This is a genomic window from Gordonia hongkongensis, from assembly GCF_023078355.1.
GTDB classification, from domain to species: Bacteria; Actinomycetota; Actinomycetes; order Mycobacteriales; family Mycobacteriaceae; genus Gordonia; species Gordonia hongkongensis.
The window spans coordinates 4,144,974-4,169,321 of the sequence record NZ_CP095552.1 but is presented as its reverse complement, the minus strand read 5'-3'; the positions used below and the strand labels follow the sequence as shown (position 1 = coordinate 4,169,321).

25 protein-coding genes are annotated in these 24,348 nt (G+C 67.8%); 12 read left to right on the top strand and 13 right to left on the bottom strand.

All coding sequences use genetic code 11. The features are described 5' to 3' along the window. Window positions 1-37 precede the first annotated feature (37 nt). Window positions 38-1,108 carry an alcohol dehydrogenase catalytic domain-containing protein gene (locus tag MVF96_RS18840; RefSeq protein ID WP_211538276.1) on the bottom strand — a complete coding sequence of 357 codons (1,071 nt, stop codon included), beginning with the start codon at window positions 1,106-1,108 and terminating at the stop codon, window positions 38-40. Next, on the bottom strand, window positions 1,108-1,749 hold the full coding sequence (locus MVF96_RS18835) for a PaaI family thioesterase (RefSeq protein ID WP_211538277.1): 642 nt from the start codon (window positions 1,747-1,749) through the stop codon (window positions 1,108-1,110). The genes MVF96_RS18840 and MVF96_RS18835 overlap by 1 nt, the downstream gene beginning before the upstream one ends. 196 nt (window positions 1,750-1,945) lie before the next feature. On the opposite strand from MVF96_RS18835, the gene MVF96_RS18830 reads away from it, so the two are divergent. Genes MVF96_RS18830 through MVF96_RS18815 form a run of 4 tightly spaced genes read left to right on the top strand, consistent with a single transcriptional unit; the run spans window position 1,946 to window position 7,042 of the window. Next, window positions 1,946-2,743, top strand: coding sequence for a lysophospholipid acyltransferase family protein (locus tag MVF96_RS18830; RefSeq protein ID WP_058252413.1), 798 nt, complete (start codon window positions 1,946-1,948; stop codon window positions 2,741-2,743). A 16-nt stretch (window positions 2,744-2,759) separates the two neighbouring features. Next, window positions 2,760-4,412, top strand: a complete 1,653-nt coding sequence (locus tag MVF96_RS18825) for an AMP-binding protein (protein ID WP_247450036.1) — start codon at window positions 2,760-2,762, stop codon at window positions 4,410-4,412. Between the two features lie 3 nt (window positions 4,413-4,415). Then, window positions 4,416-5,873, top strand: coding sequence for a wax ester/triacylglycerol synthase domain-containing protein (locus MVF96_RS18820; RefSeq protein WP_058252411.1), 1,458 nt, complete (start codon window positions 4,416-4,418; stop codon window positions 5,871-5,873). Next, complete coding sequence (locus tag MVF96_RS18815; protein WP_137810510.1) at window positions 5,870-7,042, top strand: alpha/beta hydrolase family protein; 1,173 nt, start codon at window positions 5,870-5,872, stop codon at window positions 7,040-7,042. Before MVF96_RS18820 ends, MVF96_RS18815 begins: the two co-directional genes overlap by 4 nt. 256 nt (window positions 7,043-7,298) lie before the next feature. On the opposite strand, the gene MVF96_RS18810 is transcribed toward MVF96_RS18815, so the two are convergent. From MVF96_RS18810 to MVF96_RS18760, 11 genes are all read right to left on the bottom strand, one after another. Continuing rightward, complete coding sequence (locus MVF96_RS18810) at window positions 7,299-7,448, bottom strand: hypothetical protein (protein ID WP_336276200.1); 150 nt, start codon at window positions 7,446-7,448, stop codon at window positions 7,299-7,301. Beyond that, on the bottom strand, window positions 7,445-8,479 hold the full coding sequence (locus MVF96_RS18805) for an ABC transporter substrate-binding protein (protein ID WP_137810509.1): 1,035 nt from the start codon (window positions 8,477-8,479) through the stop codon (window positions 7,445-7,447). The genes MVF96_RS18810 and MVF96_RS18805 overlap by 4 nt, the downstream gene beginning before the upstream one ends. Before the next feature lie 46 nt (window positions 8,480-8,525). Then, window positions 8,526-8,876: a 4Fe-4S dicluster domain-containing protein gene (locus MVF96_RS18800; protein WP_058252408.1), complete on the bottom strand. Its 351-nt coding sequence runs from the start codon at window positions 8,874-8,876 to the stop codon at window positions 8,526-8,528. After that, the gene (locus tag MVF96_RS18795; protein ID WP_137810508.1) at window positions 8,873-10,495 is read right to left on the bottom strand and encodes an FAD-dependent oxidoreductase; all 1,623 of its coding nucleotides are present in this window, start codon (window positions 10,493-10,495) and stop codon (window positions 8,873-8,875) included. Before MVF96_RS18795 ends, MVF96_RS18800 begins: the two co-directional genes overlap by 4 nt. Beyond that, window positions 10,488-11,261, bottom strand: a complete 774-nt coding sequence (locus MVF96_RS18790) for an ABC transporter ATP-binding protein (RefSeq protein ID WP_247450035.1) — start codon at window positions 11,259-11,261, stop codon at window positions 10,488-10,490. Before MVF96_RS18790 ends, MVF96_RS18795 begins: the two co-directional genes overlap by 8 nt. 5 nt (window positions 11,262-11,266) lie before the next feature. Beyond that, the gene (locus MVF96_RS18785; RefSeq protein WP_247450034.1) at window positions 11,267-12,142 is read right to left on the bottom strand and encodes an ABC transporter permease; all 876 of its coding nucleotides are present in this window, start codon (window positions 12,140-12,142) and stop codon (window positions 11,267-11,269) included. Window positions 12,143-12,266: 124 nt separating this feature from the next. After that, window positions 12,267-13,595: an alpha/beta hydrolase domain-containing protein gene (locus tag MVF96_RS18780; protein WP_247450033.1), complete on the bottom strand. Its 1,329-nt coding sequence runs from the start codon at window positions 13,593-13,595 to the stop codon at window positions 12,267-12,269. Window positions 13,596-13,603: 8 nt separating this feature from the next. Continuing rightward, entirely contained in the window at window positions 13,604-13,993 is a 390-nt protein-coding gene (locus MVF96_RS18775) for a carboxymuconolactone decarboxylase family protein (RefSeq protein WP_068972526.1), read from the bottom strand. Continuing rightward, window positions 13,990-14,871 carry an NAD(P)-dependent oxidoreductase gene (locus tag MVF96_RS18770; RefSeq protein WP_137810504.1) on the bottom strand — a complete coding sequence of 294 codons (882 nt, stop codon included), beginning with the start codon at window positions 14,869-14,871 and terminating at the stop codon, window positions 13,990-13,992. Before MVF96_RS18770 ends, MVF96_RS18775 begins: the two co-directional genes overlap by 4 nt. Next, entirely contained in the window at window positions 14,868-15,608 is a 741-nt protein-coding gene (locus MVF96_RS18765; RefSeq protein WP_247450031.1) for an SDR family oxidoreductase, read from the bottom strand. The genes MVF96_RS18770 and MVF96_RS18765 overlap by 4 nt, the downstream gene beginning before the upstream one ends. Window positions 15,609-15,803: 195 nt before the next feature. Then, window positions 15,804-17,270, bottom strand: coding sequence for an aldehyde dehydrogenase (locus MVF96_RS18760; protein ID WP_247450028.1), 1,467 nt, complete (start codon window positions 17,268-17,270; stop codon window positions 15,804-15,806). A 64-nt stretch (window positions 17,271-17,334) separates the two neighbouring features. Between MVF96_RS18760 and MVF96_RS18755 the strand changes: the two genes are divergently transcribed. Genes MVF96_RS18755 through MVF96_RS18720 form a run of 8 tightly spaced genes read left to right on the top strand, consistent with a single transcriptional unit; the run spans window position 17,335 to window position 24,307 of the window. Further along, complete coding sequence (locus MVF96_RS18755) at window positions 17,335-17,916, top strand: TetR/AcrR family transcriptional regulator (RefSeq protein WP_033206302.1); 582 nt, start codon at window positions 17,335-17,337, stop codon at window positions 17,914-17,916. Further along, window positions 17,916-19,160: a cytochrome P450 gene (locus MVF96_RS18750; RefSeq protein ID WP_058252400.1), complete on the top strand. Its 1,245-nt coding sequence runs from the start codon at window positions 17,916-17,918 to the stop codon at window positions 19,158-19,160. The genes MVF96_RS18755 and MVF96_RS18750 overlap by 1 nt, the downstream gene beginning before the upstream one ends. Then, on the top strand, window positions 19,160-19,972 hold the full coding sequence (locus MVF96_RS18745) for an SDR family oxidoreductase (RefSeq protein WP_058252399.1): 813 nt from the start codon (window positions 19,160-19,162) through the stop codon (window positions 19,970-19,972). Before MVF96_RS18750 ends, MVF96_RS18745 begins: the two co-directional genes overlap by 1 nt. Further along, the gene (locus tag MVF96_RS18740; protein ID WP_058252398.1) at window positions 19,969-21,336 is read left to right on the top strand and encodes a cytochrome P450; all 1,368 of its coding nucleotides are present in this window, start codon (window positions 19,969-19,971) and stop codon (window positions 21,334-21,336) included. Before MVF96_RS18745 ends, MVF96_RS18740 begins: the two co-directional genes overlap by 4 nt. Beyond that, window positions 21,336-21,527: a ferredoxin gene (locus MVF96_RS18735; RefSeq protein ID WP_058252397.1), complete on the top strand. Its 192-nt coding sequence runs from the start codon at window positions 21,336-21,338 to the stop codon at window positions 21,525-21,527. The genes MVF96_RS18740 and MVF96_RS18735 overlap by 1 nt, the downstream gene beginning before the upstream one ends. A gap of 54 nt (window positions 21,528-21,581) precedes the next feature. Further along, window positions 21,582-22,127: a Cif family virulence factor gene (locus MVF96_RS18730; RefSeq protein ID WP_058252396.1), complete on the top strand. Its 546-nt coding sequence runs from the start codon at window positions 21,582-21,584 to the stop codon at window positions 22,125-22,127. A 6-nt stretch (window positions 22,128-22,133) separates the two neighbouring features. Next, window positions 22,134-23,402, top strand: coding sequence for a hypothetical protein (locus MVF96_RS18725; protein ID WP_058252395.1), 1,269 nt, complete (start codon window positions 22,134-22,136; stop codon window positions 23,400-23,402). Beyond that, window positions 23,399-24,307, top strand: coding sequence for an SDR family NAD(P)-dependent oxidoreductase (locus tag MVF96_RS18720; protein WP_058252394.1), 909 nt, complete (start codon window positions 23,399-23,401; stop codon window positions 24,305-24,307). The genes MVF96_RS18725 and MVF96_RS18720 overlap by 4 nt, the downstream gene beginning before the upstream one ends. Window positions 24,308-24,348: the final 41 nt, after the last annotated feature.

The following is a 24,348-nucleotide window of genomic DNA, read 5'->3' as shown; positions in this document are numbered from 1 at the left end:
ACCGTACGCCGGTTGCGCGGGCGGCCGCGAGTGCCGATCAGCCGACCGTGGACACCCCGGGCGCGATCAGCACCTTGCGGTGGTCGTTGGGCGCCGAGAGCTCGCGGACGACGCGATCGGTCTCGTCGAGCCCCACGATCCCGCTGACCAGCGTCGACGACCCGATCGCGCCCTTGTTCAACTCCGCTGCGGCGGTGTCGAACTCGCGCTTGGTGTAGTAGGAGACGAAGTGCATGGTGATCTCCTTGACGACTCCGGCCACCGGCATGAACGTGTCCGGGCTCAAGCAGACGCCCGCGATGACCACTGTGCCGTGGGTCGCGACCGCGTCGAGGGCGGACGCGATCATCCCCGGCTTGCCCACGCACTCGACGACCACGTCGAAGCCCGATTCGACCTGGGCGGGGAGTTCGTCCGGAGCGCACACCGCGGACGCGCCGAGATCGAGTGCGGCCGCGCGCCTGCCCGGCGACGGGTCCGAACACACGAGTTCGGTGGCCACGCCGCGGGAGAGCCAGTGCAACGCCGCGAGGCCGACGGGACCGGCGCCGAGGACCAGCACCCGGTCGCCGGGCCGGACGGACGCGCGGGTGACGGCGTGCAGACCCACCGCCAGCGGCTCGACCAGCGCGCCGTCGACCGGGTCGATGTCGTCGAGTAGGACACTCTCGGCGGCACCGACCACCGCGAACTCGGCGAGTCCGCCGGGTAGGACGCCGAGTCCGAGGGTGCGCGCAGACGGGCAGCGGGCGACGTCACCGGTGAGACAGGCGCGGCACCGATGGCACCCGATGACCGGCATGGCGGCCACGGCGTCGCCGACCCGGAAGGCGTGGGGGACGTCCGGGTCCGCGGGCCCGATGCCGACGACCTCGCCGGCGAACTCGTGGCCCATGATCGTGCCGGCCGGGAGCAGCGGCGCGGTCGACAGGTCGGAACCGCAGATCCCGTTCGCCGCGACCCGCAGAACGAGTTCGCCGGGTCCAGGCGTCGGATCCGGACGGTGCTCGACGACGAATCCGCCTGGGCCGAACTGTCCTGGGCCGAACTCTCCTGGGCCGGACTCTCCTGGGCCGGACTCTGCGGGGGCGGTAACCGCGGCTCGCATCAGCCCGCCGACCAGCGCACCGACGGGACGTCGACCGCGGAGCGGGGCACGATGAACACCCCTTCGGCCTCGCAGGTCACCCCGTCGGCGTCGGAGATCGTGCCGCGGACGATGCGTTTGCGTCCGTTCTGCTCGGTCACCGACGCCTGCGCGACCAGTGCGCCCAGGGGCGTCGGTCGCCCGTACCGGACGGTGAGGGTGCCGGTGTAGCACGGCCCCTCGACACTGGCCGCATTGCCGAGGACGTGATCGAGGACCATCGCGCACACCCCGCCGTGCACCTGACCGGGCGGCCCCTCGTAGGCCGCTCCCAGCGTGAACTTACTGCGGACCCCGTCGGCGACATGCACCACGTCGAGCGGTGGCGCGAGCGCATTGCGCACGCCGATGACCGCATTTCCCCAGGCCATCCCGGTGTTCTCGCGGGTGTGTCGCACCCCGAAGGCCCCGTCCATCTGGCTTCTCCGCAAATCGGCCACCACGTCGGCGATCCGTCGGCGCGCTTCGTCGAGGTCCTCCTCGGCGACCTCGGTGCGGATCACCGCGTCGACGAGGTCCCGGACGGTGTCGGTGAGAGGGGTGTAGACCGCGCGGCGACGCGCGACCTCCGCTTCGGAGATGTCCTCCAGGATGAAGTCCATAAGGCTACCGATCAGTCAGTTGTGGCATGGGTAACGAAGTGTGGCGACGCAAAGTAGAACGTGTTCTAATTTAACCACTAGAACGTGTTCTCATTTTGCGGTTCCGAGGACATCGACCCCGGTCGGACATCTGGCTCCGACCGATCCAGCGGTGATCCGCGCGAACCGCGAAATCGATCCCACAGGAGATGGACCGATGAGTGCCGAGACCTTCGACCTCACCGCACGCGACGAGACCTGGGTGAAGCGGGTGCTGCCCGTGCTCAAGCTCGTGGCCAAGACCTACTTCCGCTCCGAGGTCCGGGGCATGGACAAGGTGCCCGACGGCGGTGCCCTCCTCGTGTCCAACCACTCGGGCGGTCTGATGGCCTTCGACGTCCCGGTGATCAGCGTGGCCTTTGCCGACGAGTTCGGGGCGGACCGGCCGTTGTACACCCTGGCCCACGACCTCATCTTCACCGGATCGGGCAAACAGATCTTCGGAAAGGTCGGGTTCCTGCCGGCTCACCCGAAGAACGCGGTCGCCGCCCTGCGGTCCGGCGCGGCCACCATCGTGTTCCCCGGCGGGGAGTGGGAGGCGCTGCGGCCGAGCAGCCAGAGCGCGACGATCGACTTCCACGGTCGGACCGGGTACATCCGCACCGCACTCGAGGCGGGCGTCCCGATCGTCCCGATCGTCACCATCGGGGGCCAGGAGACGCAGCTGTTCCTCAACCGCGGTGACACGCTGGCCCGGATACTGCGGCTCGACAAGCTGATCCGCACCGACACCGCTCCGTTCGCGCTCGGCTTCCCGTTCGGTCTGACCGCGCACCTCCCGCCGAACATCCCGTTGCCGTCGAAGCTGGTCACCGAGGTCCTCGACCCGATCGACATCACCGCCGAGTTCGGCAACAACCCCGAACACGACGAGGTGGACCAGATGGTCCGCAAACGCATGCAGCACGCACTGGACGACCTCGCCCGCAAGCGCCGATTCCCGGTCATCGGCTGATCACCAGGAGACGACGGTGATCTCGCAACTCCGCGATCGCGTCACCACACAGATGTGGCTCGTTCGCACCCTCGTCCGCAGCGGCTTTCTCGGTTCGCTCCGGGTCGATCGCTATGTCCGCATGGGGCTCAACCTCCGTCGGCACGGCGGCGCCTCGCCGGTGAGCGGGATCGGCCTCGCCGCGGCGCGCGACCCCCACGGACTCGCCCTCATCGACGAGGCGGGACAACTCACCTGGCGCGAGCTCGATGCCCGCTGTGACGCGCTCGCCGTCGGTCTGCGCGATCTACCCGGCACGACCGTCGGCACCGTCGCCATCCTCTGCCGCAACCACCGCGGTCTCATCGAGGCGCTCGCCGCGACGTCCCGGCTCGGTGCCGACGCGGTACTCCTCAACACCGGGTTCGCCGGACCCCAGCTCGCCGACGTCCTCGAACGTGAACAGGCAGACGTGCTCATCGCCGACGACGAGTTCGACACCGTCGTCGAGGGCGCGGCGCAACGACTTCCGGAACTGCGGCGCATCCGTGCATGGACGGAGTACGAGTCGTCGCAAGGTGTCACCGTCAACGGACTGATCGGCGCGAATCGCGGCGCGCGACCCGCGCGGCCCGATCGTGCCGGCCGGATCGTGTTGCTGACCTCGGGAACCACCGGAACGCCCAAGGGTGCGCGCCGAGGCGGAAGCACCGACGTGGCGTCCCTCGCCGCGATGCTCGACCGGATTCCCTGGCGCGCAGGCGAGTCCATCGTCATCGCGGCCCCGGTCTTCCACGCATGGGGTTTCGGGCAGGTGGCCATCGCGGCGACGATGACGTGCACTATGATCATGCGCCGTCGCTTCGATCCCGTGGCGACGCTCGACATGGTCCGCGACCACGGGGCCACCGGCCTCGCCGTGGTTCCGGTGATGCTCGAACGCATCACGGACCTCCCCGACGACGTCCTCGACGACCACCCGATGCCGACACTGCGCTTCGCCACCGCGAGCGGATCGCGGATGCGCTCCGACGCTCTCGTCGCATTCCTGGACCGGTACGGCGACGTGGTCTACAACAGCTACAACGCCACCGAGGCGGGTCTCATCACCACCGCCACCCCAACCGATCTGCGCACCGCGCCGGAGACCGCCGGGCGGCCGCTCGCGGGTACGAGTGTTCGCATCCTGGACGACGACGACCGCGAGGTCCCCGTCGGCGAGGTCGGGCGCATCGTGGTCGCGAACAACTCCGGGTTCGACGGTTACACCAGCTCGGACACCAAGGCATTCAGCGACGGACACATGGTGTCGGGCGATGTCGGCCGCTTCGACGAGAACGGGCTGCTGTTCGTCGTCGGCCGCGACGACGAGATGATCGTCTCCGGTGGGGAGAACGTGTATCCCCTCGAGGTCGAGTTGGTCATCGGGGCTCTCGACGAGGTGGTCGAGGTCGCGGTGACCGGGGTCGACGACGACAGGTTCGGCCAGCGTCTCGTCGCCCATGTGGTGCGAGCACCGGAGGCCGAGATCGGCGCCGAGGACATCCAGCGGCACGTGCGAGAACAGCTCGCCGGGTTCAAGGTCCCCCGCGACGTCCACTTCCTCGACGAACTGCCGCGCAATGCCACCGGCAAGATCCTCAAACGCGAACTCCCGTCCGCCCCGTCGACCGAACGAAAGGTGAGCTGAATCATGCACGCTGTCAAGCAGATCGACCGCTCCACCGGTGTTCTGGACGCCGAACGGATGTCCGGTCCCGACGCGCTGATGCTGAACATGGAATCGGCGTCGACCCCGATGCACACACTGAAGGTCGCGGTGCTCGACACCTCCCGTCGTGGCCGGCCCCTCGATCTCACCGAGATCGCCGACGTCCTGCCCGACTACCTCGGCATGTTCCCGCGCGCGACCCAGCGGCTCGCGTGGGCTCGCGGACACGGCGCCCGTCCCTTCTGGGTGCACGACAACGACTTCGACGTGCGCCGGCACCTGGACGAGCGTTCCGCCGCCGCACCGGGGGGACGTGCCGAGCTGGACGCGATCCTGTCCGAGCTCGCCGTCCGGCAACTCGATCGGAGTCGGCCGCTCTGGGGACTGACCCTCGTGCACGGTCTCGCCGGTGGGCGGCAGGCGGTCGTCGTCCGCGTCCATCACGCCGTCGCCGACGGTCTCGCCGCACTCAACACGTTCATGGCCGCGACCGCCGGTCCGGATGAGCGGGTCGAGCAGGCGCCGATCTCCGCGACCCGCATCGAGCACGACGACGACGAGCTCACGCGCGCAGCGCGTTCGGAATCCTGGCGTATGGTTCGTCGCCTGCCGTCGGCAGCGTCGGCACTGGCGCGTGCGGTTGTCGCGAAACGCCGGGCCGGCGATGCCGAACTCATCCCGAAACCCCTGACGGTCCGTCGGACGAGTTTCAACGCCCGCAGCGGCGCCGAACGCGTGTGTGCGTCCGGCGACATCCCGCTCGCCGCCGTCCAGCGACTCGCGCTGGCCACCGGAAACACCGTGAACGGGGCTCTGCACGGTGTCATCGCCGGTGCGATCCGGGCGGAACTCATCGCTCGCGGCGAGGAGCCGGGAGTGTCGGTCTCGATCTTCGGGGTATGCAAGGACCTGGCCTCCACCCGTGTGCACGGCAACGAGATCGCCACCGCGATGGCCTATCTCAGGTCGGATCTGGCCGACCCGATCGAGCGGATCGCGGCCACCGGTGAGAGCTGCGCGGCGACTGTTCGATGCCGGCGCGAGGTCGGCTTCGATCTCACCGACGCGCTGGCCACCTACACCGGACGGCTCGGCCCGACCTTCCGCGGTCTGGCCGCGAATCGCGCGCCGCTGGTGATGAACAACATCACCACCGCCAACATGCCGGGTCCGCGCACCACGCGGTGGGTCGGGGACATCGAGGTCGTCGACTGGATCTCGTTCGCGCTGGCCATCGCACCCGCCGACGTCAACCTCACCACCTACAGCTATGCCGGCAGGCTCAGCATGGGCCTCATCGCGACACCGGAGTCGATGCCCGACCCGGCCGGCTTCTTGCGGCGGGTGGCCGACGCGGTCGCCGAGGCCGCCGATGCGCTCGGACGGACGACCGCCGACGAGGACGAGAACAGTACCGCGATGGCGCAGGAGGCGAGTTGATCGACTGGGAGTCGGGAGCAGCACGACTGGGGTTGTTCGCGAAAGTGCTGCCCCGTGCGATCGGCAGTTCGCGTGCGGCCGGCCGCGGGGATCCCGCGACGGGCGTCCCGCCGGCGGACTGCGGTCCGCGGATGGTCGGGGAGACCGCCGTCGACGAGCTGTTCATCGCGGTCAACTCGGTGATCCGGGACATCCCGCCGATCGACTTCGTGGAAGACTGCGTCGACCGATGTGTCGGTGTCGCAGATGAACTGGCTGCCCTCGGTCCGTCGCGAGTCCACCTCGACCCCGGCCCACCCGGCATCGTCTCCCGCAACCGGAAGACCTTCGGGACCACCTCGTTCGATCACATCGACTACTCGGTGGCGGTGCCGCTCCTGGAATCGATCGCCGCGGCCGACCCCTACGCCGACGGGATCGCCTCGGTGCGGGTGCTGTCACGACGACGCGCCGGTCGCCGCTGGTTGATCTGGGTCCATGGGGCGGCTCAGGGTCGGGCCGACGATCTCTACGCGTTCCGCGCGGCCAACCTGTACAACAAGCTCGGTTACGACGTGGTCTTCCCCGTCCTGCCCGCCCACGGTTCCCGGCGAGTCGAGAAGGTGGCCTATCCGGGGTTCGACCCATTGGTCAACACTGTCATCACCATCCGGGCGATTGCCGAGATCCGCTCGCTCATCACGTGGATCGAGAGTCAGGAACCCGCCGACATCGCTATCGCGGGGACGTCGCTCGGCGGACCGATCGCCGCGATGGTCGCCTCGATGGACCCCCGTATCAGCTCGGTGCTAGCCGTCGTGCCGATGCTGGAGATGCATGCCACCCTGGCTCATCACATGGAGCGCGGCGGGTCCAAGGGACGCCATCTAGCGTCGTTGATGCGCAGCGAACCGGTTCGCGCGGTCTCGTCGGTCATCAACCCACTGTCCGTGGAGCCGGTTCCGACACCAGAACGCCGCATGGTGGTCGCGGCGCTCAACGACCGGGTGACCTCCGTGACCGCCGCCCAGCAGCTACACAATCACTGGGGTGGGAAAGTCCACTGGTACTCCGGTAGCCATGTCGGACATGCCATCTCGGGCAGCATCCGACAGGCCACCGACGAATTCCTCCGCGCCGCCCCGCCCCCGCGGTCAGACAGCGAACCGGGCCTCCGTTCGCTGATGTGAGGGCAGCGCTGTTCCCGGAGCAGAAAGAGGACAGACCCATTGGCCCGCCCGACCGACAGACCTCATCTCGACTCCCAGACTTCGATCGAAGTCTGGGAGTCGAGTTGAAGTCTGTCGGTCACGAATCAGGTTGCGTGAGTGCGACCCGCATCTCACCAGGACCCTTCGTGACGGCCTCCGCAAGCTCCGGCCTCCTCAGGGAGCAGTAGTTAGGGCTCGCACCTCAGGGCCGGGGTGGGTTCGTTTCGCTCGCACCTCACTGGGTGCTGTGATACCCCAGTTCCTCCGCGCGTCGAACCAGTGCGAGATTGCGTTCCCAGGATGCGTCGACCGGGTCGTCGGGATGGTGTGCCGAGGCCCACGTGCCGTAGACATTGGCCCACACCCCGAACCGGGGCCCGGTCACGAGTTCGCTCCCGTCGCTGGACGCTGCAACCAGGAGTCGAGTTCGAAGTCTTCTTCGATGCTGCCCTGCTCGACCAGGAATGCCTTGGTGCCGGTGAGCAATTCGACGGCGCGGGCCGGGAACGGCTCCTCAGAGTAGCCCTCGGGGTTGGCGGCGGCACGGACGGCGGCTTCGGGTGCCTTTGAGTTGCCGAGCTCGAACTGGAGGTACTCCTCCCAGTTCGCCTTCGCGTAGCGGACCGACGACGCGTGCAATTGCTGCCACGTCGCGGCGAAGTCCGGGTTCTTCTCCAGGAACTGGTCACTGCTGACCGTCACGCTGGTGCCGGCCAGATCGGGATGGTCCCGGTAGACCGAGTCGACCAGGTGAAATCCCTTGCCTTCGAAGGTCTGCAGCGCCACCGACGGGATGACGCCGGGCAGCGCCGCTCCGTCGATCTCACCGGAGTTCAACGGTGCCTCCTGATCGGCCGGATACAGGTGGATCAGGTTGGCGGTGATGCCCTGTTCGGCCAGTGCGCCTTGCAGATAGCGGTCGATGTAGGACCCCTTCGGCACACCGATGTTCTTGCCCGCCAGGTCGGCCAGCGAGCGGATCGACGGGTCTTTGGCCACCACGCCGGCATCGTTGTCGAACTGGTTGATCGACAGCAGGCGGGTTTGTAGTCCCGAGCCGCGGGCGACGAGGGCGGGGGTGTCACCGTAGCTCGCGACGTCGAGGCGTCCGCCGATGAGAGCCTGGTTGAGATCGGGTCCGTTCGGGAAGTTGAAGACCTCGACGTTGTTGACACCGAGCGGGGCGAAGGCCTCGAGGAGTTCCCCGCGACTGTGGGCGAAGCCGACCGGACCGGCGATCACGTTGCTCGAGCCGATGACGCCGATCCGGAGTGTGTCGATGACCTCGCGCTGCGCCGACGACGCGTCGTCGGAACCGCACGCGGCCACCGCTGCGATTGCCACGCCCGCCGTCAAGAGGGCGAGGGCGCGTCTGATCCGGCGCAGCGGTGATCCGAAAGATGATGTGGTGGGCATGGTTTCTCTGTTCTGGCGATCTGAAGGGATGAACGGGGTGAGCCGGTCAGTCGGCGTGTTGCTCGACGAGCCGGGGTGGCGGGTCTCCATGCGGGATCGGGGGCCCGACCGCGGTGAGGCTTCCTGGTGCGCGCCCCTTGCCCCAGCCGAGCCGCTCCCGGTAGCTGCCGATCAGCTCGAGCGGCAACGATTCTCGGGTGCCGAGTGGGGACGACTCCGGGCTGACGTAGAGAGCGTCGGTGGGGCAGTACGCCTCGCACATGAAGCAGGTCTGGCAGTCGGACTGCCGTGCGATGACCGGTACGCCGTCGGGTCCGGTGTCGAAGACGTTGGTGGGACAGGCATTCACGCATTTGTCGCAGGCGATACACGCCGACGCGACGACGAGCTCGATCACGCGGGAATCCTGACGGCGAGCCGAGGGGCCGGGTCTGGCCGGCGGACAGCCGATCCGGGTGCGGCGACCCAGACATCGCCGAGTCCGCCGGTGCGGACGTGATCGCCCAGTGCCGGGTCGAGCTCGGGGTGGTCGGCGCGCTTGCTCATCCCGCGGGATTCGGTGCGGGCGAGTGCGGATCGGTAGATCCACCGTCCGACCGCGGTGATCGCAGCCGCCTCCCGCGCGCGGACGCGCCCCGCCGGTGTGCGGGCGCCGTAGGCCGGGCCGGAGACCTCATCCCACAGCGAGTCCAGGGCGTTCAGCGCCGGACCCATACGGTCGCCGTGACGCAGGTAGTTCTTCTCGAAGGGGATCAGTTCGCCCTGTGCGGCGGTCACCACCTCGTCGGGTGTGATCCCGCTCCGGGCGGAGTCCAATCCGACGGTGCCGGCGCCCGAGAGCCGATCGAGTGGGGATGCCCCGCCCGCGTCGCGGGCCGCTCGTGCCGCGGCAGCGCCTGCGAAACTGCCCGACGACATCGCCCAGGCGGAGTTGTGGCTGCCGCCGCCGGTGAAGCCACCGCAGATCCGCTCGCGGGTGGCGGCGTCGCCGGCCGCGTAGAGACCCGGGACGCCGGTCCAGCAGTCCGTGTCGACGATGTCGATGCCACCGGTTCCGCGAACGGTGCCCTCGGCGAGGAGATCGACCTCGAACCGGTCGGTGAACGGGTTGATGCCCCGGCGGTCGAACTGGAGGAAGAAGTTGGGTTGACCCTGGCGCATCTGTGCCGCCACCCGCTCATCGGCCCGGTCCAGCTGTGCATAGACCTTCTCCTGCAGCAGAGTCCGTGCGATCACCGACCGCCCCTTCGTCGATCCCGCACCCTCGACGATGCGTCCGTCGGCGTGGAAGAAGGTGGCGTAGCCGTAGTACGCGGTCTTGGTCACCGTGGAGCCCTTCGGCACGATCGCGTACGCGTTGGCGAACTCCATCCCCGAGAACGAGGCACCCACCTCCGCCGCCATCAGTGCGCCGTCGCCGGTGTCGACGTTGCTGCCCAGTGCCTTGGACAGGAACGCACATCCGCCCGTCGCCACGACGACGGCGCCGGCCGAGATCCGGAAGTCCCGGCCGGTCTGCCGCTGGTATCCGGCGGCGCCCCGCACAGCGCCCTGGCTGTCGGTGAGGAGTTGCAGGACAGGGGAGTGATCGAGGATCTGTACACCGCGGCGCCGGACCCACGCGCGCATGCGACGCATGTACTCCGGGCCCTGGACACCGGTGCGGATGGGCTCCCCGGTGTGCTCGTCGATCGGGAACGGGTAGCGACCCTCGGTGCCCAGCCGGTGCATGTTCGCGTAGGTCCTGTCGAGAACCCGGTCCATCCAGGCGTGGTCCGCGAGATACCCACCGAGCGCTTCGCGACTCGCCTTCGCCGCCGAGCGCTTGTCCGGGTCCGGGACGACGTACCAGACCCCGGTCCCGGCCGGGGCCGTCGTACCCGACGAGCCGCAGTAACCCTTGTCCACGATGATCACCTCGGCTCCGGCGTCGCGAGCGTGGATGGCGGCCCAGGTCGCGGCGGGACCACCGCCGATCACCAGCACGTCCGTGGACAGGGTCAGTACGTCAGACATGGGTGAACTCCCGGGGTGTCGTTGTCGGTGTCGTTGTGGGGCCGGTGGATTCGGCGTCGGTTCCGCCGACGCCGAGCCCGCCGAGCAGTTGTGAACGGAGGGCGACGAATTCGGGATCGGTGACCTGGCGTGGGCGAGGTAGATCGACGACGATCTCCTGTGCGATCCGGCCGGCCCGCAGGATCAGCGCGCGATCCGCGAGGAGAAGGGCTTCCTCGACGTCGTGCGTCACCAGCAGTGTTGCCGGACGGTGCGCTTCCCACAACCGGGCCACCAGGCGTTGGGCATTGATCCGGGTCAGGGCGTCGAGCGCGCCGAACGGTTCGTCGAGCAACAGCAGGTCGGGCTCCCGGACGAGTGCGCGTGCCAGCGCGGTGCGCTGGGCCTCGCCACCCGAGAGCGTGGACGGCCAGGCGCCGGACTTGGCCGCCAGCCCCACCTCGTCGAGTGCGCGGAGCGCGCGGGCCTCGGTGTCACCGCCGCGCAGCCCGAGCGCGACGTTGCGCCACACCGACATCCAGGGCATGAGTCGGTGCTCCTGGAACACGATCGCCTTGGCCGAGGGTGCCTCGATCGTGCCGGTGAAACCGCGGTCGAGCCCGCCGATCCCCCGGAGAAGGGTGCTCTTCCCGGAACCACTTGCTCCGAGCAGCGCGACGAACTCGCCCCGGGCGATGGTCAGATCCACGCGGTCGAGAACCCGCCGGCCGTCGAACTCGCGCCCGGCCCCGAGGACGCGGACACCGTCGATTCGATCTGCGGACATTCCACTCACCTACCTTCGAATCCGTTGCGCCACGACAGGAACCGACGCTCGAGTATTCGCACGCCGATGTCGGTGAGCAGTCCGAGTACCGCGTAGATCACCAGGACCAGGAAGATCTGATCGGTGCGTAGGTACTCCTTGGCGTCGTTCATCAGGAAGCCCAGACCGACCGGGGTGGTCTGCATCTCCGCGACGACCAGGACAAGCCAACCGATGCCGAGCGCCTGTCGTAGCCCGACGAAGATCTGCGGTAGTGCGCCCGGCAGGACCACGTATCGCACGAGTTCGAAACGCGTCAGCTCCAGCGATTCGGCGGCTTCGATGAGCTTCTGGTCCACGCCCCGGATGCCGGCGAGGAAGTTGAGATAGATGGGGAAGATCGGGGCGACGATGATCAGGGCGATCTTGAACGAGTCGCCGATCCCGAACCAGATGATGAAGACCGGGACGAGGGCCACGGCGGGCATCATCCGCAGCACCTGGACCGGTGCGTTGACCAGGTCTTCGGCGACCTTGAAGAGGCCGGCGGCCGCGCCGAGCACCGCGCCGATGGCGATCCCGATCGCCAGTCCGATCGCGACGCGCCGCCCCGACGCGGCCAGATGGGTCCAGAGTTCACCGGTGCTGATCAGTTCCCAGCCCGCCTCGACCACCTCGGTGGGCGCGGGGGTGGTCGCGCCGAGCCATCCCCGCGCGCCGAGCTGCCAGATGACGACGACCAGGATCAGGCCGATGGACTGACGGAGCGTGCGTGTGGCGGCGTGACGGGAGAGCCGTCGCCGACGTACTCGGGCCGCCGGGCCGCCGGACGGCACGTCGACGGGCCCGGCCGCGGACGGGGCGGGGGCGACACCGACGGGTGTCGTGAGTTCTAGAGTCATCGAAATCCGCCTGGGAGAGGGCTGGCAGGACTTCTGGGACGCTACTGAGAACTCGACTTCACCGGCACCGTTGGAGTCATGGTGATTTTCAAACCGCCGCGCGCCGAGACGAATCGGCGGACGGTCAGTTCGGGATCAGGTCCGGATTGGCGTCGGCGAGCAGCTCGTCACGGTCCTCGGCGAGGACGAATCCGCCGGCGATGGCGGCGTCAGCAGCGTTCCGGTAGTGCTTCTCGTATTCGTCGCGCGTTCCGTACCGGGCCGCCAACGCGTCGGCGGGGACCGGGAATGTCGTGCCGAACAGCAGGCAGATGCGGGAGACGGGGTCGGCGACGATTCCGCTGAGGACCTGGGTCGGTGCGTCGACGCACGGCGTCCGGACCCCGCCCCGGACGTTGCCGATGTCGTCCAGCTCGAACACGGGGTCGGCGCCGTCGATGTCCCGGAGGGCCAGCGGGTCGGCTGCCGGCGGCGGATCGCCACCGTCGGCCCAGGATCGCAGGTGCCGCAACGCAGCCCGCAGGACGAAACGCTGCTGACCCCGGTTGACGGGGTCGGGGCAGCCGAGGAACTCCTCGAAGTCGCCGACCTGGTGCAGGTCGGCGTGGGACGTGCCCGCCATTTCCCACACGCGTAACCGGTCGGAATCCGGTTGCCGCGCAGTGTGATAACGGAAGTTGGTCAGGACGTCGGTCTCGGTCTGCACCACGAACACCGGTGCGTCGAGGTCGGTGCGGATCGTGGTGGGCTCGCGCCCGAAGACGGTCGCCACGTCGATGGCCGAACCGACCTCGCCTGCGGGCAACCCGGCGGCCGCGCGGCTGTGGATGAGGTATCCGTCGAACGGCGCCGCATCCGGGCCGATGGCGTTCACGTAGGTCGTCAGGGCCATCGCCGACTGTGATTCGCCGATCGCGAGCACGGTGGCGACCGTCAGGCCCGCGAGGGGATGGTCGGCCCCAGCGGTGTCCCGGGCGGCGCGTCCGATCGAGCTGAAGATGTCGTAGCAGTAGGCGTCGCCCGGATGGTGGAGTCCGGCATACCGTTCCGGGTCCTTGGCGGCGAGACTCTGCGGCGCACCGGTCGCGACGTCGACCGAGCCGGTGCCGCCCTCCACTCCGACGAACTGGGCCGAGACCCCGATCCAGGCGTGCCCGGAACGGACCAGTTCAGCAGCCACATAGGAGTATTCGGGGGCGGCGTCGGCGCCACTGCTGACGTTCAGCCACTCGACGACAACGCAGCCGCTGAACGTCGCGGGCTCCGCTGGGCGTCGGACGACGACCCGGGTCGTGAACTCGGCGGCGGGTGCGGGCGGGTCCCCGACGATCTTCTCGGCCACCCCCGACGCCGCGTACTCGATGTCGGTGTATCCGGCCGCGGCGAGGTCGGGGAGGGGAGAGGCGCTGAGCAACGAACACCCGTCGCCGCCCTGTAGGACTCGAAACCGCATAAGTCGACTCACTTCTTCTTCCGGTGCTGCTTGATCACCTCACCGAACATGAAGTGCATCTTGGTGCCCTGCGGCCAGCCTACGTAGTAGCAGAGGAAGAGGCTGATCTCCTCGAGCTGCTCTGGGGTGAGCTCTCCGTTCCCGAGTGCGGCACCGGCCTGGATCTCGGCGACGTCGATGTTGTTGCTCGCGGCGAGCGCGCCGAGCAGGAGCAGCCGGCGGTCACGGTTGGACAGACCCTCCCGGGCCCAGACGTTGCCGAACACCTGGTCGGCGGTGTGCGCGAAGTAGTCGCCCGGACCGTCGCTCACCTCCCAGCCGTAGACCTCCGACATCTTGGCGAGGCCGCGCCTGCGCGCCTCGTCGGGTGCGTCGTCGGAGATGTGGGAACGGGTCATGCTGGTTCTCCTTCGAGGTGGGGGACGCCGAGCCCGGTGGCCAGGTTCTGCAGCGCGAGCTGCCCGAGGGGCAGGTCGACGCCGAGTTCCTCACCGAGTGCGAGTGCGAGCGTCAGGTCCTTCTCGCCCAGCGTACGGACGCCGGTGAGGATTCCGTACCAGGGATCGTCGCGCTCGACGGGAGCGGTGGTGTCGCGCAACATGATCGCCCCGGCCCCGCCGGTCACCGCGTCGGAGTGCCGGACCACCTTGCCGAGCTTGGTGATGTCGATGCCGGCCGCCTCGGCCAGTCGCGCGGCCTCGGTGGTCGCGGTGAACGAGATGAAGTGGAGGAGGTTGCGCGCCAACTTCATCCGGGTACCCGCGCCGACCTCGGGCCCCGCGTGGACCAGCATGTCGGCGGTGAGCGCGAACGGTTCCTTCAGCTTCTCGTACGCGTCCCGCGGTCCGCCGACCATGATGGCGAGGCGACCCGACGCCGCACCCATCGCACCGCCGGAGATCGGTGCGTCGAGCAGTGTCACCTCGCGCGCCGCGCACAGATCCGCCAGTTCGACGGCGGTCTCCGGCGCAATGGTCGAGTGGACGGTGATGACGGTGCCCGGGCGAGCTGCCGACAGCAGGCCGTCCGGACCCGCGACCACGGTTCGGACCTGCGCGTCGTCGAGCACGCAGATGCCGATGATGTCGGCCGACGCGGCGAGATCGGCGAGCGATTCCGCAGCGGTGGCGCCTTTCTCGACGACCTTCGCGACGGCGTCGGACGACAGGTCGAACACCGTCAGCCCACCGGCCCAGGCGGCCAGGCTCCCGGCCATCGGCCCACCGATGTTGCCGAGTCCGACATACCCCAGACGGATGGGGGACGACTCGCTCATGAGCGGATGACCTGGCCGCCGTCGACGTTGAAGATCTGCCCGGTGATCCACCCGGCTTCGTCGGACAGCAGGAACAGGCACATTCCGACGAGATCCTCGGGAGTGCCGAAACGCTTCAGCGGCAGCCGGTTCACGATGTCGGCGACCATCTCCTTGGGCGTCGTGCTCCGGGTCGCCTCGGTGTCGATGGGGCCCGGGGCGATCGCGTTGACGCGGATGTTCTGCCCGCCGAGCTCGGTGGCGAGCTGCTGGGTCAGGCCGTTCACGCCGACCTTGGCCAGACCGTAGAACCCGCTGTACAGCCATGCGGCGGTCGAGGACTGGTTGACGATGGCGCCGCCCCCGTTGGTCATGTGCGGGTAGACCGCCCGGGTCACGTTCAGTGCACCGTCGAGGTTCACGCTCATGAACTTCTTGTAGTAGTCCCAGGGCACGGTGATGAGGAAGTCGAGTTTCATCCCGCCGTAGATCGCGGCGTTGTTCACCAGGCCGTCGATCGAACCGTGGGCGTCGACGGTGGCGGCGGCCAGGGCCTTCGCCGAATCCTCGTCGGCGACATCGGTGCTGACGTACAGTCCGCCGATGTCGGCCGCGACCTGCTTGCCCTTCTCGTCGGCGAGGTCGGCGACCACGACGTTCGCGCCCTCCGCGGCGAGGGCACGCGCATAGGCCTCGCCGATCCCGCCGGCGGCGCCGGTGACGATGATGGTCTTGTTCTCGAAACGCTTGGAACTCATTGTCCTGCTTTCTGTGTGGATGATGTGCTGGCCCTTCGTGGCTCGCTTCGCTCGCACCTCAGGGAGCGGGGGTTACGGCTCGGTTTGCTCGCACCTCAGGGAGCGGTCAAATCTGCTCCCTGAGGTGCGAGGAGCGATAGCGCGAGGCTTTTGCTCCCTGAGGTGCGAGGAGCGATAGCGACGAGCCTCGAAGGGTCACGCCGGGCGGGCGACGGCCTTGGTCTCCAGGTACTCCTCGAAACCGGCGACACCCATCTCGCGGCCGATGCCCGACTGTTTGAAACCGCCGAACGGGACGTCGGCGGAATACCAGATGCCGCCGTTGACACCCATCGTCCCGGTGCGAACTCCGTTGACGACCTTGTTGATCCGGTCCTCATCGGTCCCGTAGACCATGCCCGACAACCCGTACGGCGAGTCGTTGGCGATGCGGATCGCGTCGTCGTCGCCGTCGTGGGGGATGATCACGAGCACCGGGCCGAAGATCTCCTCCTGCGCCACTCGCGCCGAGTTGTCCAGACCCGAGATCAGGGTCGGTTCGACGAAGAATCCGGCGGTCCTGTCGGCGGGACGGCCGCCGCCGATCTCGATGGTGCCGCCCTCGCTGGTGGCGAGTTCGATGTAGGACTCGATGCGCTGGCGCTGCCGGGCCGAGATGACCGGTCCGCAGATGGTGCCGCCGTCGGTCGGGTCCCCGGCGGGCAGGCCGGCCATCGCGTCGCGGGTGGCGGTGATCGCCTCATCGAGGCTTCCGCGCGGAACCACGAGACGCGTCGTGATCGCGCACCCCTGGCCGGCATGGGTGACGACGTTGAACGCGGCCATGGCGCAGGCGGATCCGATGTCGGCGTCGTCGAGGACGATGAAGGCCGACTTGCCGCCCAGCTCCAGGAACACCTTCTTCAGCGACTCGGAGGCGGCCGCCATCACCTTCTTGCCCGTCGCGGTGGAGCCGGTGAACGAGACCAGGTCGACGCGAGGGTCGGTGCTGAGCTGGGCGCCGAGCTGATGGTCGGTCGAGGTGACGATGTTGAGGACGCCCGGCGGGAAGTCCGTCTCCTCGGCGACCACCTTGCCGACGAGCGCCGCACACCACGGGGTGTCGGGCGCGGGCTTGAGCACCACCGTGCACCCGGCGGCGAGGGCGGGTCCGATCTTGGCGAAGTTGATCTGGTGCGGGAAGTTCCACGGGGTGATCGCGCCGACGACGCCGACCGCCTCCGAGCGCAGCTCACGGTGGTTCTTCAGTCCCATGGGTTTCGCGGTGCCGAGGTCGCGAGTCCACTCATAGCTCTCGGCGAGGTCGGCGAAGTAGCCCAGATCGGTGACGGGTCCCTCGAACTGCGGGCCGTGGGTGAGGAACGACGGGCATCCCACCTCGGCGATGGTGAGCTCGCGGAGCTCGTCGCCGTGGGCGAGCAGTGCGTCGCGCAGCTGACGCAGGCAGCGAGCGCGGAAGGCGTGATCGCGCGACCAGTCGGTGGTGTCGAAGGCGGTGCGCGCCGCCGTGATGGCGGCATCCATGTCGGCCGCGGTGGCGTCGGCCGCCTGCCCGATGACCTCCTCGGTCGCGGGATTGACGACGTCGAAGACGCCACCGCTCCCGGGGGTGAGCTTGCCGTCGATCAACAGATCCGACGCGGATTCGGGGCGAAGAGGCATGAGCTGGAACTCCATCTGGACAGGTGTCTGGACTCGCGTTCAAACCTAGTGTAGCGTGGCTCACATGTCCAGTCCCGTGTCTCAGGAATCCACCCGCCGCAGGCTGACCCAGCAGCAGGCGGAGACGGTCACACGCCTCACCGATGCCGCGGTCGACGTGCTGAACGCCGAGGGTTTCGACGGTCTGACCGTGCGGTCGGTGGCCAAGATCGCCGGGGTCGCGCCGGCTACCGCCTACACCTACTTCTCGTCGAAGAGTCACCTCGTCGCCGAGGTGTTCTGGCGTCGCCTCTCGGCCGGGGTGCTCGAACCGGATCCCGGTGCACCGCGGAGTGAGCGCGTCGCGCAGGTGCTTCGGGAGGTCGCGCTGGTCGTGGCCGGCGAGGGGCAGCTGGGTGGTGCGGTCACGGTGGCCCTGCTGGGCAGTGACCCTGACGTCGAACACCTGCGCGTGCGAATCGGCGCATTCATCCGGCGTCGTCTCGCCGCCGCCCTCGAAGAGGACCCGGAGAACCCGGGCCCGCTGCTCGACGCCCTGGAGATGATCTACTCCGGCGGCCTGGTCTACGCCGGTATGGGGCACATGACCTACGAGCAGACCTCCGAACGTCTTGTCGCAGCCGCACATCTACTGATGGAGAAGTGATGACCGAAACGACGGCGGTGTCGGGGATGGAGCACGAGCTCCCCTTCGACCCGTATGCCTATGGTTTCCACGAGGATCCCTACCCGACCTATTCCCGTCTCCGCGCGGAGGCGCCGGTCTACTACCACGGCGGGATGAACTTCTGGGCCCTCGCCGGACACGCCGACGTCCGTGCCGCATTCCGTGACACACAACGACTCTCGAACAGCTGGGGCGTGTCGATGGACCCCTCGGCGTACGGTCCCGACGCGCACAAGTCGATGTCGTTCCTCGCCATGGACGACCCCAAGCACATGCGTATCCGCAAACTCGTCTCCAAGGGCTTCACGCCTCGCCGCGTCAACGAACTCACCGGCCGGATCACCGCCCTCACCCATCAGCATTGGAGCAGATGTCTCGACAAGGGCGAGTTCGACTTCGTGCACGACTTCGCCGCCCTGCTCCCGATGGACGTCGTGTCCGAACTGCTGGGAGTGCCCGAAGCCGATCGCACCCGGCTGCGCCACCAGTCCGACCTGCTGTTGCATCGCGAGGACGGCGACCTCGACCTTCCCGAGGCGGCGGTGTACGCGTACATCGAACTGCACAAGTACTATTCGGAGCTCATCGCCGACCGTCGCAAGAACCCCGGCGAGGATCTGGTCTCGGCCCTCATCGCGGCCGAGATCGACGACGACGAGACCGGTGAGAAGACGAAGCTCACCGAGGACGAGATCGTCGGGTTCATGGTTCTGATGGTGGTGGCGGGCAACGAGACCACCACCAAACTGCTTGCCAACGCCCTGTATTGGGGCTGGCGCAATCCGGACGAGCTCGCCAAGGTCTTCGCCGACCCGGAAGTCGTCGTCCCGGACTGGACCGAGGAGACGCTGCGCTACGACAACTCGACGCAGATCGTCGTGCGGCGGGTGATCGAGGATGCCCCTTATGGCGACTTCGTGATCCCGGCGGGCGACCGTGTACTCCTGCTCGTCGGTTCGGCGAACCGCGACGTCGAGGTGTTCGGCGCCGACGCCGACCGGTACGAGATCGGCCGCGACTGCGCCCAGTCCCTGATGAGTTTCGGCCTGGGCGCCCACTTCTGCCTCGGGGCGCACCTCGCGCGCCTCGAGGCCAACATCGGCCTGACCGAAGTGATCAAGTCGATCCGGGCAGTGGAGATCGATGCCGACAAGGCGGTACGGGTCCACTCGGTGAACGTGCGCGGCTTCGCCGAGCTCCCGGTGAAGGTGACGGTGCGCTGATGGCTTTCCGTCCCCATCCCGAGCGCCGACCGGTCCTCGTCGCGGGCGCGTCGTCGGGAATCGGCGCCGCCACGGCCGAATTCCTCTCCGCCGCGGGCCATCCCGTCGCCCTGGCCGCCCGCCGGTTGGAGAAGCTACAGGAACTCGCCGACAAGATCACGGCCGCCGGCGGCGAAGCCGTCGCGGTACCGTTGGACGTCACCGACGAGCAATCGGTGTTGGATTGCGTGGCGAAGGCCGAGGCGGCGCTGGGGCCGCTGGAGATCGTCGTCGCCGGCGCCGGTGATCTCGCAGTCGGTCTCTCCTACGAGACCGGCACCGATCATTTCGCCGATCAGATCAACATCCACCTCACCGGCGCGTACCGTATCTACCGCGCCGTGATCGGCGGCATGATCGACCGTGCGCGAGGCGATTTCGTGTTCATCGGGTCCGATGTCGCCATCCACCCCCGGCCGTGGTCGTCGGCCTACGTAGCCGCGAAGTCCGGTATCGACGGACTGGTCGCGACCATCCAGCTCGAACTCGAGGGGACCGGTGTGCGGGCCGGGGTCGTCCGTCCCGGACAGACCCTCACGGGCATGGGGATGAACCTCGACCCGAAGACGACCGAGAACATGCTCAACGACTGGATCACACACGGTCTGGCCCGCCACGGCAATTTCCTCTCGCCCGAACACATCGCACAGGCCGTCGCGGCCATGGTGACCATGCCGCGCGGAGCGCACATGCGGTCGGTCGAGGTGGAGGCCGAAGGCGCGGTCAGCGACAAGAAACGACAGGCAGTACAGGAGAAGGGGACGGATGGATGACCGCCATCACCGAATCAGGCCTGAAACAACCGAATCGCGTCTCGGGTGGCGAGGGCGAACACGGACATCTCGACGAACTCGCCACCGACCCGATCTCGCTGTTCTGGCGCGTCCGTGAGGAATGCGGTGACGTCGGCATGTTCCAGCTCGCCGACCGCGAGGTGGTGCTCGTCTCGGGATCGGCGGCGAGCGAGGAGTTCTTCCGCGCCCCCGAGGAGGACCTCGACCAGGCCGCCGCCTACCCTTTCATGACACCGGTCTTCGGCGAGGGCGTCGTGTTCGACACCAGTCCCGAGGAACGATCCAAGGCGATCCACAACTCGGCGCTCAAGGGCGCACACATGAAGCAGCACGCGGTGACCATTCCCAACGAGGTCGAACGGATCATCGCCGAGTGGGGCGACGAGGGCGAGATCGATCTGCTGGACTTCTTCGCCGAGCTGACCCTCTACACGTCGTCGTCGTGCCTCATCGGGCGGAAGTTCCGGGAGCGGCTCAACGGGCACATCGCCCACCTGTTCCACGATCTCGAGAAGGGCACGGACCCGATCGCCTACGTTGACTACAACGCCGACATCGAGAGCTTCCGCAAGCGCGACGAGGCCCGGGCCGAACTGGTCGAGTTCATCCAGGGCGTGATGGACGAACGGATCGCGAATCCGACCGAGGACAAGGAAGATCGCGACCTGATGGACGTCCTCGTCCAGGTCGGCTTCGACGCCAACACCATCACCGGCATGTTCATCTCGATGATGTTCGCGGGCCACCACACGACGTCGGGCACCGCCGCGTGGACCCTCATCGAACTGCTGCGCAACCCCGACTACATGCAACGCGTGTACGAGGAGCTCGACGAGATCTACGGCGAGACCCCGCCCGGCGAGCGCCCGGAATACACCTTTGCGCACACCCGTCAGATGCCACAGCTCGAGAACGCGCTCAAAGAAGCGCTGCGGCTGCACCCGCCGCTCATCATCCTCATGCGCGTGGTGCAGAACGACTTTCACGTCGAGGACTTCGAGGTGAAGGCCGGGCAGTCGATCGCCGTCTCGCCGGCGATCTCCAACCGGCTGCCCGAGGACTTCCCCGAGGCGGACACCTTCGACCCCGACCGTTACGACAAACCGCGGCAGGAGGATCTGGTCAATCGCTGGACCTGGATCCCCTTCGGCGCCGGTCGTCACCGTTGCGTCGGTGCGCAATTCGCGATCATGCAACTGAAGGCCATCTTCTCGGTGCTCTTCCAGAACTACGAGTTCGAGATGTTGCAGCCGCCGGAGAGCTACCGCAACGACCACTCGAAGATGGTGGTCCAGCTGCAGCAACCCTGCCGCGTCGCTTACCGCAAGCGTCAGGACGCGTGATGCGCGTCGAGGTGGACCTGGACCTCTGCCAGGGACATGGGATGTGTGAGCTCGAGGCGCCCGAGGTCTTCGCCGCGCACACCGATCATGTGGAGATCCTCGACGCGACCCCCGACGAATCCCAGCGCGCCGAGGTCGAGGCCGGCGTGCACTACTGCCCGACTCAGGCCCTTCGGATCATCGAGGACTGAGCTCCGACCACGTCGCCCACGCAATACCCGAACGATCGAATAAAGGTGAAACACATGTCTTTTGACCGTGCCGAACTCGACGAGATGAAGGAGCGGTGGCTCGCCGCCAACATCGAGGCCGAAAAGGCGGGGGACTGGAAGCCCCTGGCCGACTTCTACACCGAGGATGCCACCTACGGGTGGAACTACGGCCCCAACAAGGATTTCATGGCCGTCGGCCGCGAGGAGATCCGCGAGCTCGCCCTCGGACAGGAGATGGAGGGTCTGCAGGGGTGGGAGTACCCGTACCAGGCGTGGGTCATCGATGACCAGACCGGCGACATGATCGGACTGTGGAAGCAGATCTACGAGGGCACACGCGACGACGGCAGCCACTACGCCCTCGAGGGCATCCAGGGTAGCTGGTTCAAGTACGGAGGAAACTTCCAGTTCCGTTGGCAGCGTGACTTCTTCGACTACGGCAACGTCTCGGCTCTCTTCATCGAAATGATGAAGAACAACGCGATGAGTGAGCCGATGCTCAAGCGTGTGGAGAAGTCGGCGCCGGGTGATCTGCCGGGTTGGTACGACTTCGGCAAGGCCCCGGTCGCGTTCTGGTGAACTGACATGACTTCCACAGCCCCGACCTACCAAGGTCTGAGTCAGGATCAGCTCGCCGTGCTCGTACCGGAACTGCTGCTGTCGGGTCAGATGATCGACCGCAGCGGCATGGCGCATCTCATCAGCGCCTTCGGCAGGGACGTGATGGGCAAGGTCGCCATCGAGGAGTGGATGGCCGCGAGTCCGGTCTACACGCATCGCATGCGTACGGCCCTGGGTATCGACGGCGACGGTGTCGAGGACATGTTCAAGTGTCTGCAACTCGACATCGGTGCGCCACCCCAGTTCATGGACTTCCGATACCGCATCGACGACGAGTACCACGGGTCGTTCGTGCTCGATCACTGCGGCGCGCTGCTCGACGTCGAACCCCTCGGCGACGACTACGTGACAACCATGTGCCACGACATCGAGGACCCCACCTTCGATGCGACGGCGATCGCGACCAACCGGCGCGCACGAATCCGTCCGGTTCATCGCCCCCCGCGTCGACCGGTCGATCGCACGCCGCACTGTGAGTGGACGGTCACGATCGAACCGGATCGAGACGAGCTGCCGCTCCCACCGGATTCGGTCGACATGTTCGAGACGAGGGCCGGTCAACTCGTCCTGTCGGCCATCGACACCACGGAGACCGACGGCTGGGTCGACTACCGCGGCCCGCTCGTCGAGGATCTGCAGTTCGCGGAGTGGTCGACGTCGGCTCTGGTGCGGGTCGCCGAAGAGGTTGCGCTGCAACACCAGTTGCTGTCGCTGGGCTTCCTCGTCAGCCTGCGCAGGTATGCCGAGAGCGAGGCGCAGACCACCGAGATCTTCCGCAAGCAGCTGATCGGCATCGCCGGACTCGCTGCCGACCGGATTCGCGTCGCGCTCGATCTGTCCGCCGACGCCGCAGGTCTCGCCCAGGTACTGGCACTGCATCCGTGTTTCGGTCCGACCCAGTACACGGGACTCACCGCAGAGGCCGACGGGGACACGGTCACCGTCCGAATCCCCCGGGAGTCCTATGCGATGACCGACGGCGGTTGGACGTCGATACTCGATGTCGACCACGTCGAACCGTTGCAGGCGGCGGCGACCGCCGTCGATCCGTATCTCGTCGTCGCGGACGCGACCGAGGCCGACGGCGATCTCGTCGTCCGGATCACCAAGGCGGACACGCCGCAGAAGGAGTACGGTGAGGTGGCCGTCGCACGCTTCAGCGGGGGCGCGAGTTTCGAATTCGTCGACCGCGGGCGGTCGATCCCGATCACGCCGGTGGGCAGCTCGGCGTGACGTCGGGCGGCGGTTGGTCACCTGGCGGCGCGGGACTGGGGGGCCGGGTCGCCGTTGTCGCAGGCGCGACCCGCGGTATCGGACTGGCCGTCTCGTATGCGCTGGCCGGACAGGGAGTCTCGGTCGTCGTCAACGGTCGCGACGGACAGGCCGTCGACGACACCGTCGCCGAGATCCGCGGCGGCGGCGGATATGCCGTGGGCGTTCGCGGGTCCGCGGGTGACGACGGAGTGGCGCAGGCGATGGTCGAGGCGGCGCTGGCGGAGTTCGGTGCCCTCGACATCGCCATCAACTGCGCCGGCATCGCCGAACCTCCCGGTTCGACGGTGCTGACGATCGCTTCCGACGAGTTCCGCGAGCAGATCGACGCCCACCTGATGAGCGCCTTCCATCTCCTACAGGCCGCGGGGAGGGTGTTCGTCGAACAAGGATCGGGGTCGGTCGTGCTCACGGGTTCGGCGGCCTCGCTCGGAATGTTCGGTGGCAGCGGCTATCCCGCGGCGAAGGGCGGCGTCAACGCACTCGCCCTCGCCGCGGCCGCGGACCTCCGGGATCATCACGTACGCGTCAACGTGGTGATGCCGGGAGCGAAGTCGAGGTTGTCCTCCGGCGACGACTACGTCGCCCACATCGAAGGACTCCATCGTCGCGGAATCCTCGACGACCCCACGCGCGACGCGGCGCTCGATCCCGCCCCGCCCGAGTACGTCGCCCCGCTGTACGTGTTCCTGGCCAGTGACGCGGCCGAGCACATCACCGGCGAGATCTTCAGCGCTGCCGGTGGATTCATCGGCCGGTTCGAGTCGCAGCAGGCGAGTTTCGTCGCTTACCGCGATCACAAGGGCACCTCGCCCTACAGCCTCGACGAACTCGCCGGCATCCTGGCCGGGCCTTCCGGTCCCTGAGATCGATCGCGTTCGTCCTCCCTGAGAAGCGTGCGGAGCTT

What these genes read in the sequence shown, in the direction of transcription:
- MVF96_RS18795 (WP_137810508.1), bottom strand. Translation starts at nt 10,495, where the DNA reads ATGTCTGACGTACTGACCCTGTCCACGGACGTGCTGGTGATCGGCGGT.
- MVF96_RS18755 (WP_033206302.1), top strand. Translation starts at nt 17,335, where the DNA reads ATGTCCAGTCCCGTGTCTCAGGAATCCACCCGCCGCAGGCTGACCCAG.
- MVF96_RS18765 (WP_247450031.1), bottom strand. Translation starts at nt 15,608, where the DNA reads ATGAGTTCCAAGCGTTTCGAGAACAAGACCATCATCGTCACCGGCGCC.
- MVF96_RS18785 (WP_247450034.1), bottom strand. Translation starts at nt 12,142, where the DNA reads ATGACTCTAGAACTCACGACACCCGTCGGTGTCGCCCCCGCCCCGTCC.
- MVF96_RS18745 (WP_058252399.1), top strand. Translation starts at nt 19,160, where the DNA reads ATGGCTTTCCGTCCCCATCCCGAGCGCCGACCGGTCCTCGTCGCGGGC.
- MVF96_RS18750 (WP_058252400.1), top strand. Translation starts at nt 17,916, where the DNA reads ATGACCGAAACGACGGCGGTGTCGGGGATGGAGCACGAGCTCCCCTTC.
- MVF96_RS18780 (WP_247450033.1), bottom strand. Translation starts at nt 13,595, where the DNA reads ATGCGGTTTCGAGTCCTACAGGGCGGCGACGGGTGTTCGTTGCTCAGC.
- MVF96_RS18725 (WP_058252395.1), top strand. Translation starts at nt 22,134, where the DNA reads ATGACTTCCACAGCCCCGACCTACCAAGGTCTGAGTCAGGATCAGCTC.
- MVF96_RS18805 (WP_137810509.1), bottom strand. Translation starts at nt 8,479, where the DNA reads ATGCCCACCACATCATCTTTCGGATCACCGCTGCGCCGGATCAGACGC.
- MVF96_RS18840 (WP_211538276.1), bottom strand. Translation starts at nt 1,108, where the DNA reads ATGCGAGCCGCGGTTACCGCCCCCGCAGAGTCCGGCCCAGGAGAGTCC.
- MVF96_RS18735 (WP_058252397.1), top strand. Translation starts at nt 21,336, where the DNA reads ATGCGCGTCGAGGTGGACCTGGACCTCTGCCAGGGACATGGGATGTGT.
- MVF96_RS18835 (WP_211538277.1), bottom strand. Translation starts at nt 1,749, where the DNA reads ATGGACTTCATCCTGGAGGACATCTCCGAAGCGGAGGTCGCGCGTCGC.
- MVF96_RS18770 (WP_137810504.1), bottom strand. Translation starts at nt 14,871, where the DNA reads ATGAGCGAGTCGTCCCCCATCCGTCTGGGGTATGTCGGACTCGGCAAC.
- MVF96_RS18830 (WP_058252413.1), top strand. Translation starts at nt 1,946, where the DNA reads ATGAGTGCCGAGACCTTCGACCTCACCGCACGCGACGAGACCTGGGTG.
- MVF96_RS18730 (WP_058252396.1), top strand. Translation starts at nt 21,582, where the DNA reads ATGTCTTTTGACCGTGCCGAACTCGACGAGATGAAGGAGCGGTGGCTC.
- MVF96_RS18760 (WP_247450028.1), bottom strand. Translation starts at nt 17,270, where the DNA reads ATGCCTCTTCGCCCCGAATCCGCGTCGGATCTGTTGATCGACGGCAAG.
- MVF96_RS18820 (WP_058252411.1), top strand. Translation starts at nt 4,416, where the DNA reads ATGCACGCTGTCAAGCAGATCGACCGCTCCACCGGTGTTCTGGACGCC.
- MVF96_RS18740 (WP_058252398.1), top strand. Translation starts at nt 19,969, where the DNA reads ATGACCGCCATCACCGAATCAGGCCTGAAACAACCGAATCGCGTCTCG.
- MVF96_RS18790 (WP_247450035.1), bottom strand. Translation starts at nt 11,261, where the DNA reads ATGTCCGCAGATCGAATCGACGGTGTCCGCGTCCTCGGGGCCGGGCGC.
- MVF96_RS18775 (WP_068972526.1), bottom strand. Translation starts at nt 13,993, where the DNA reads ATGACCCGTTCCCACATCTCCGACGACGCACCCGACGAGGCGCGCAGG.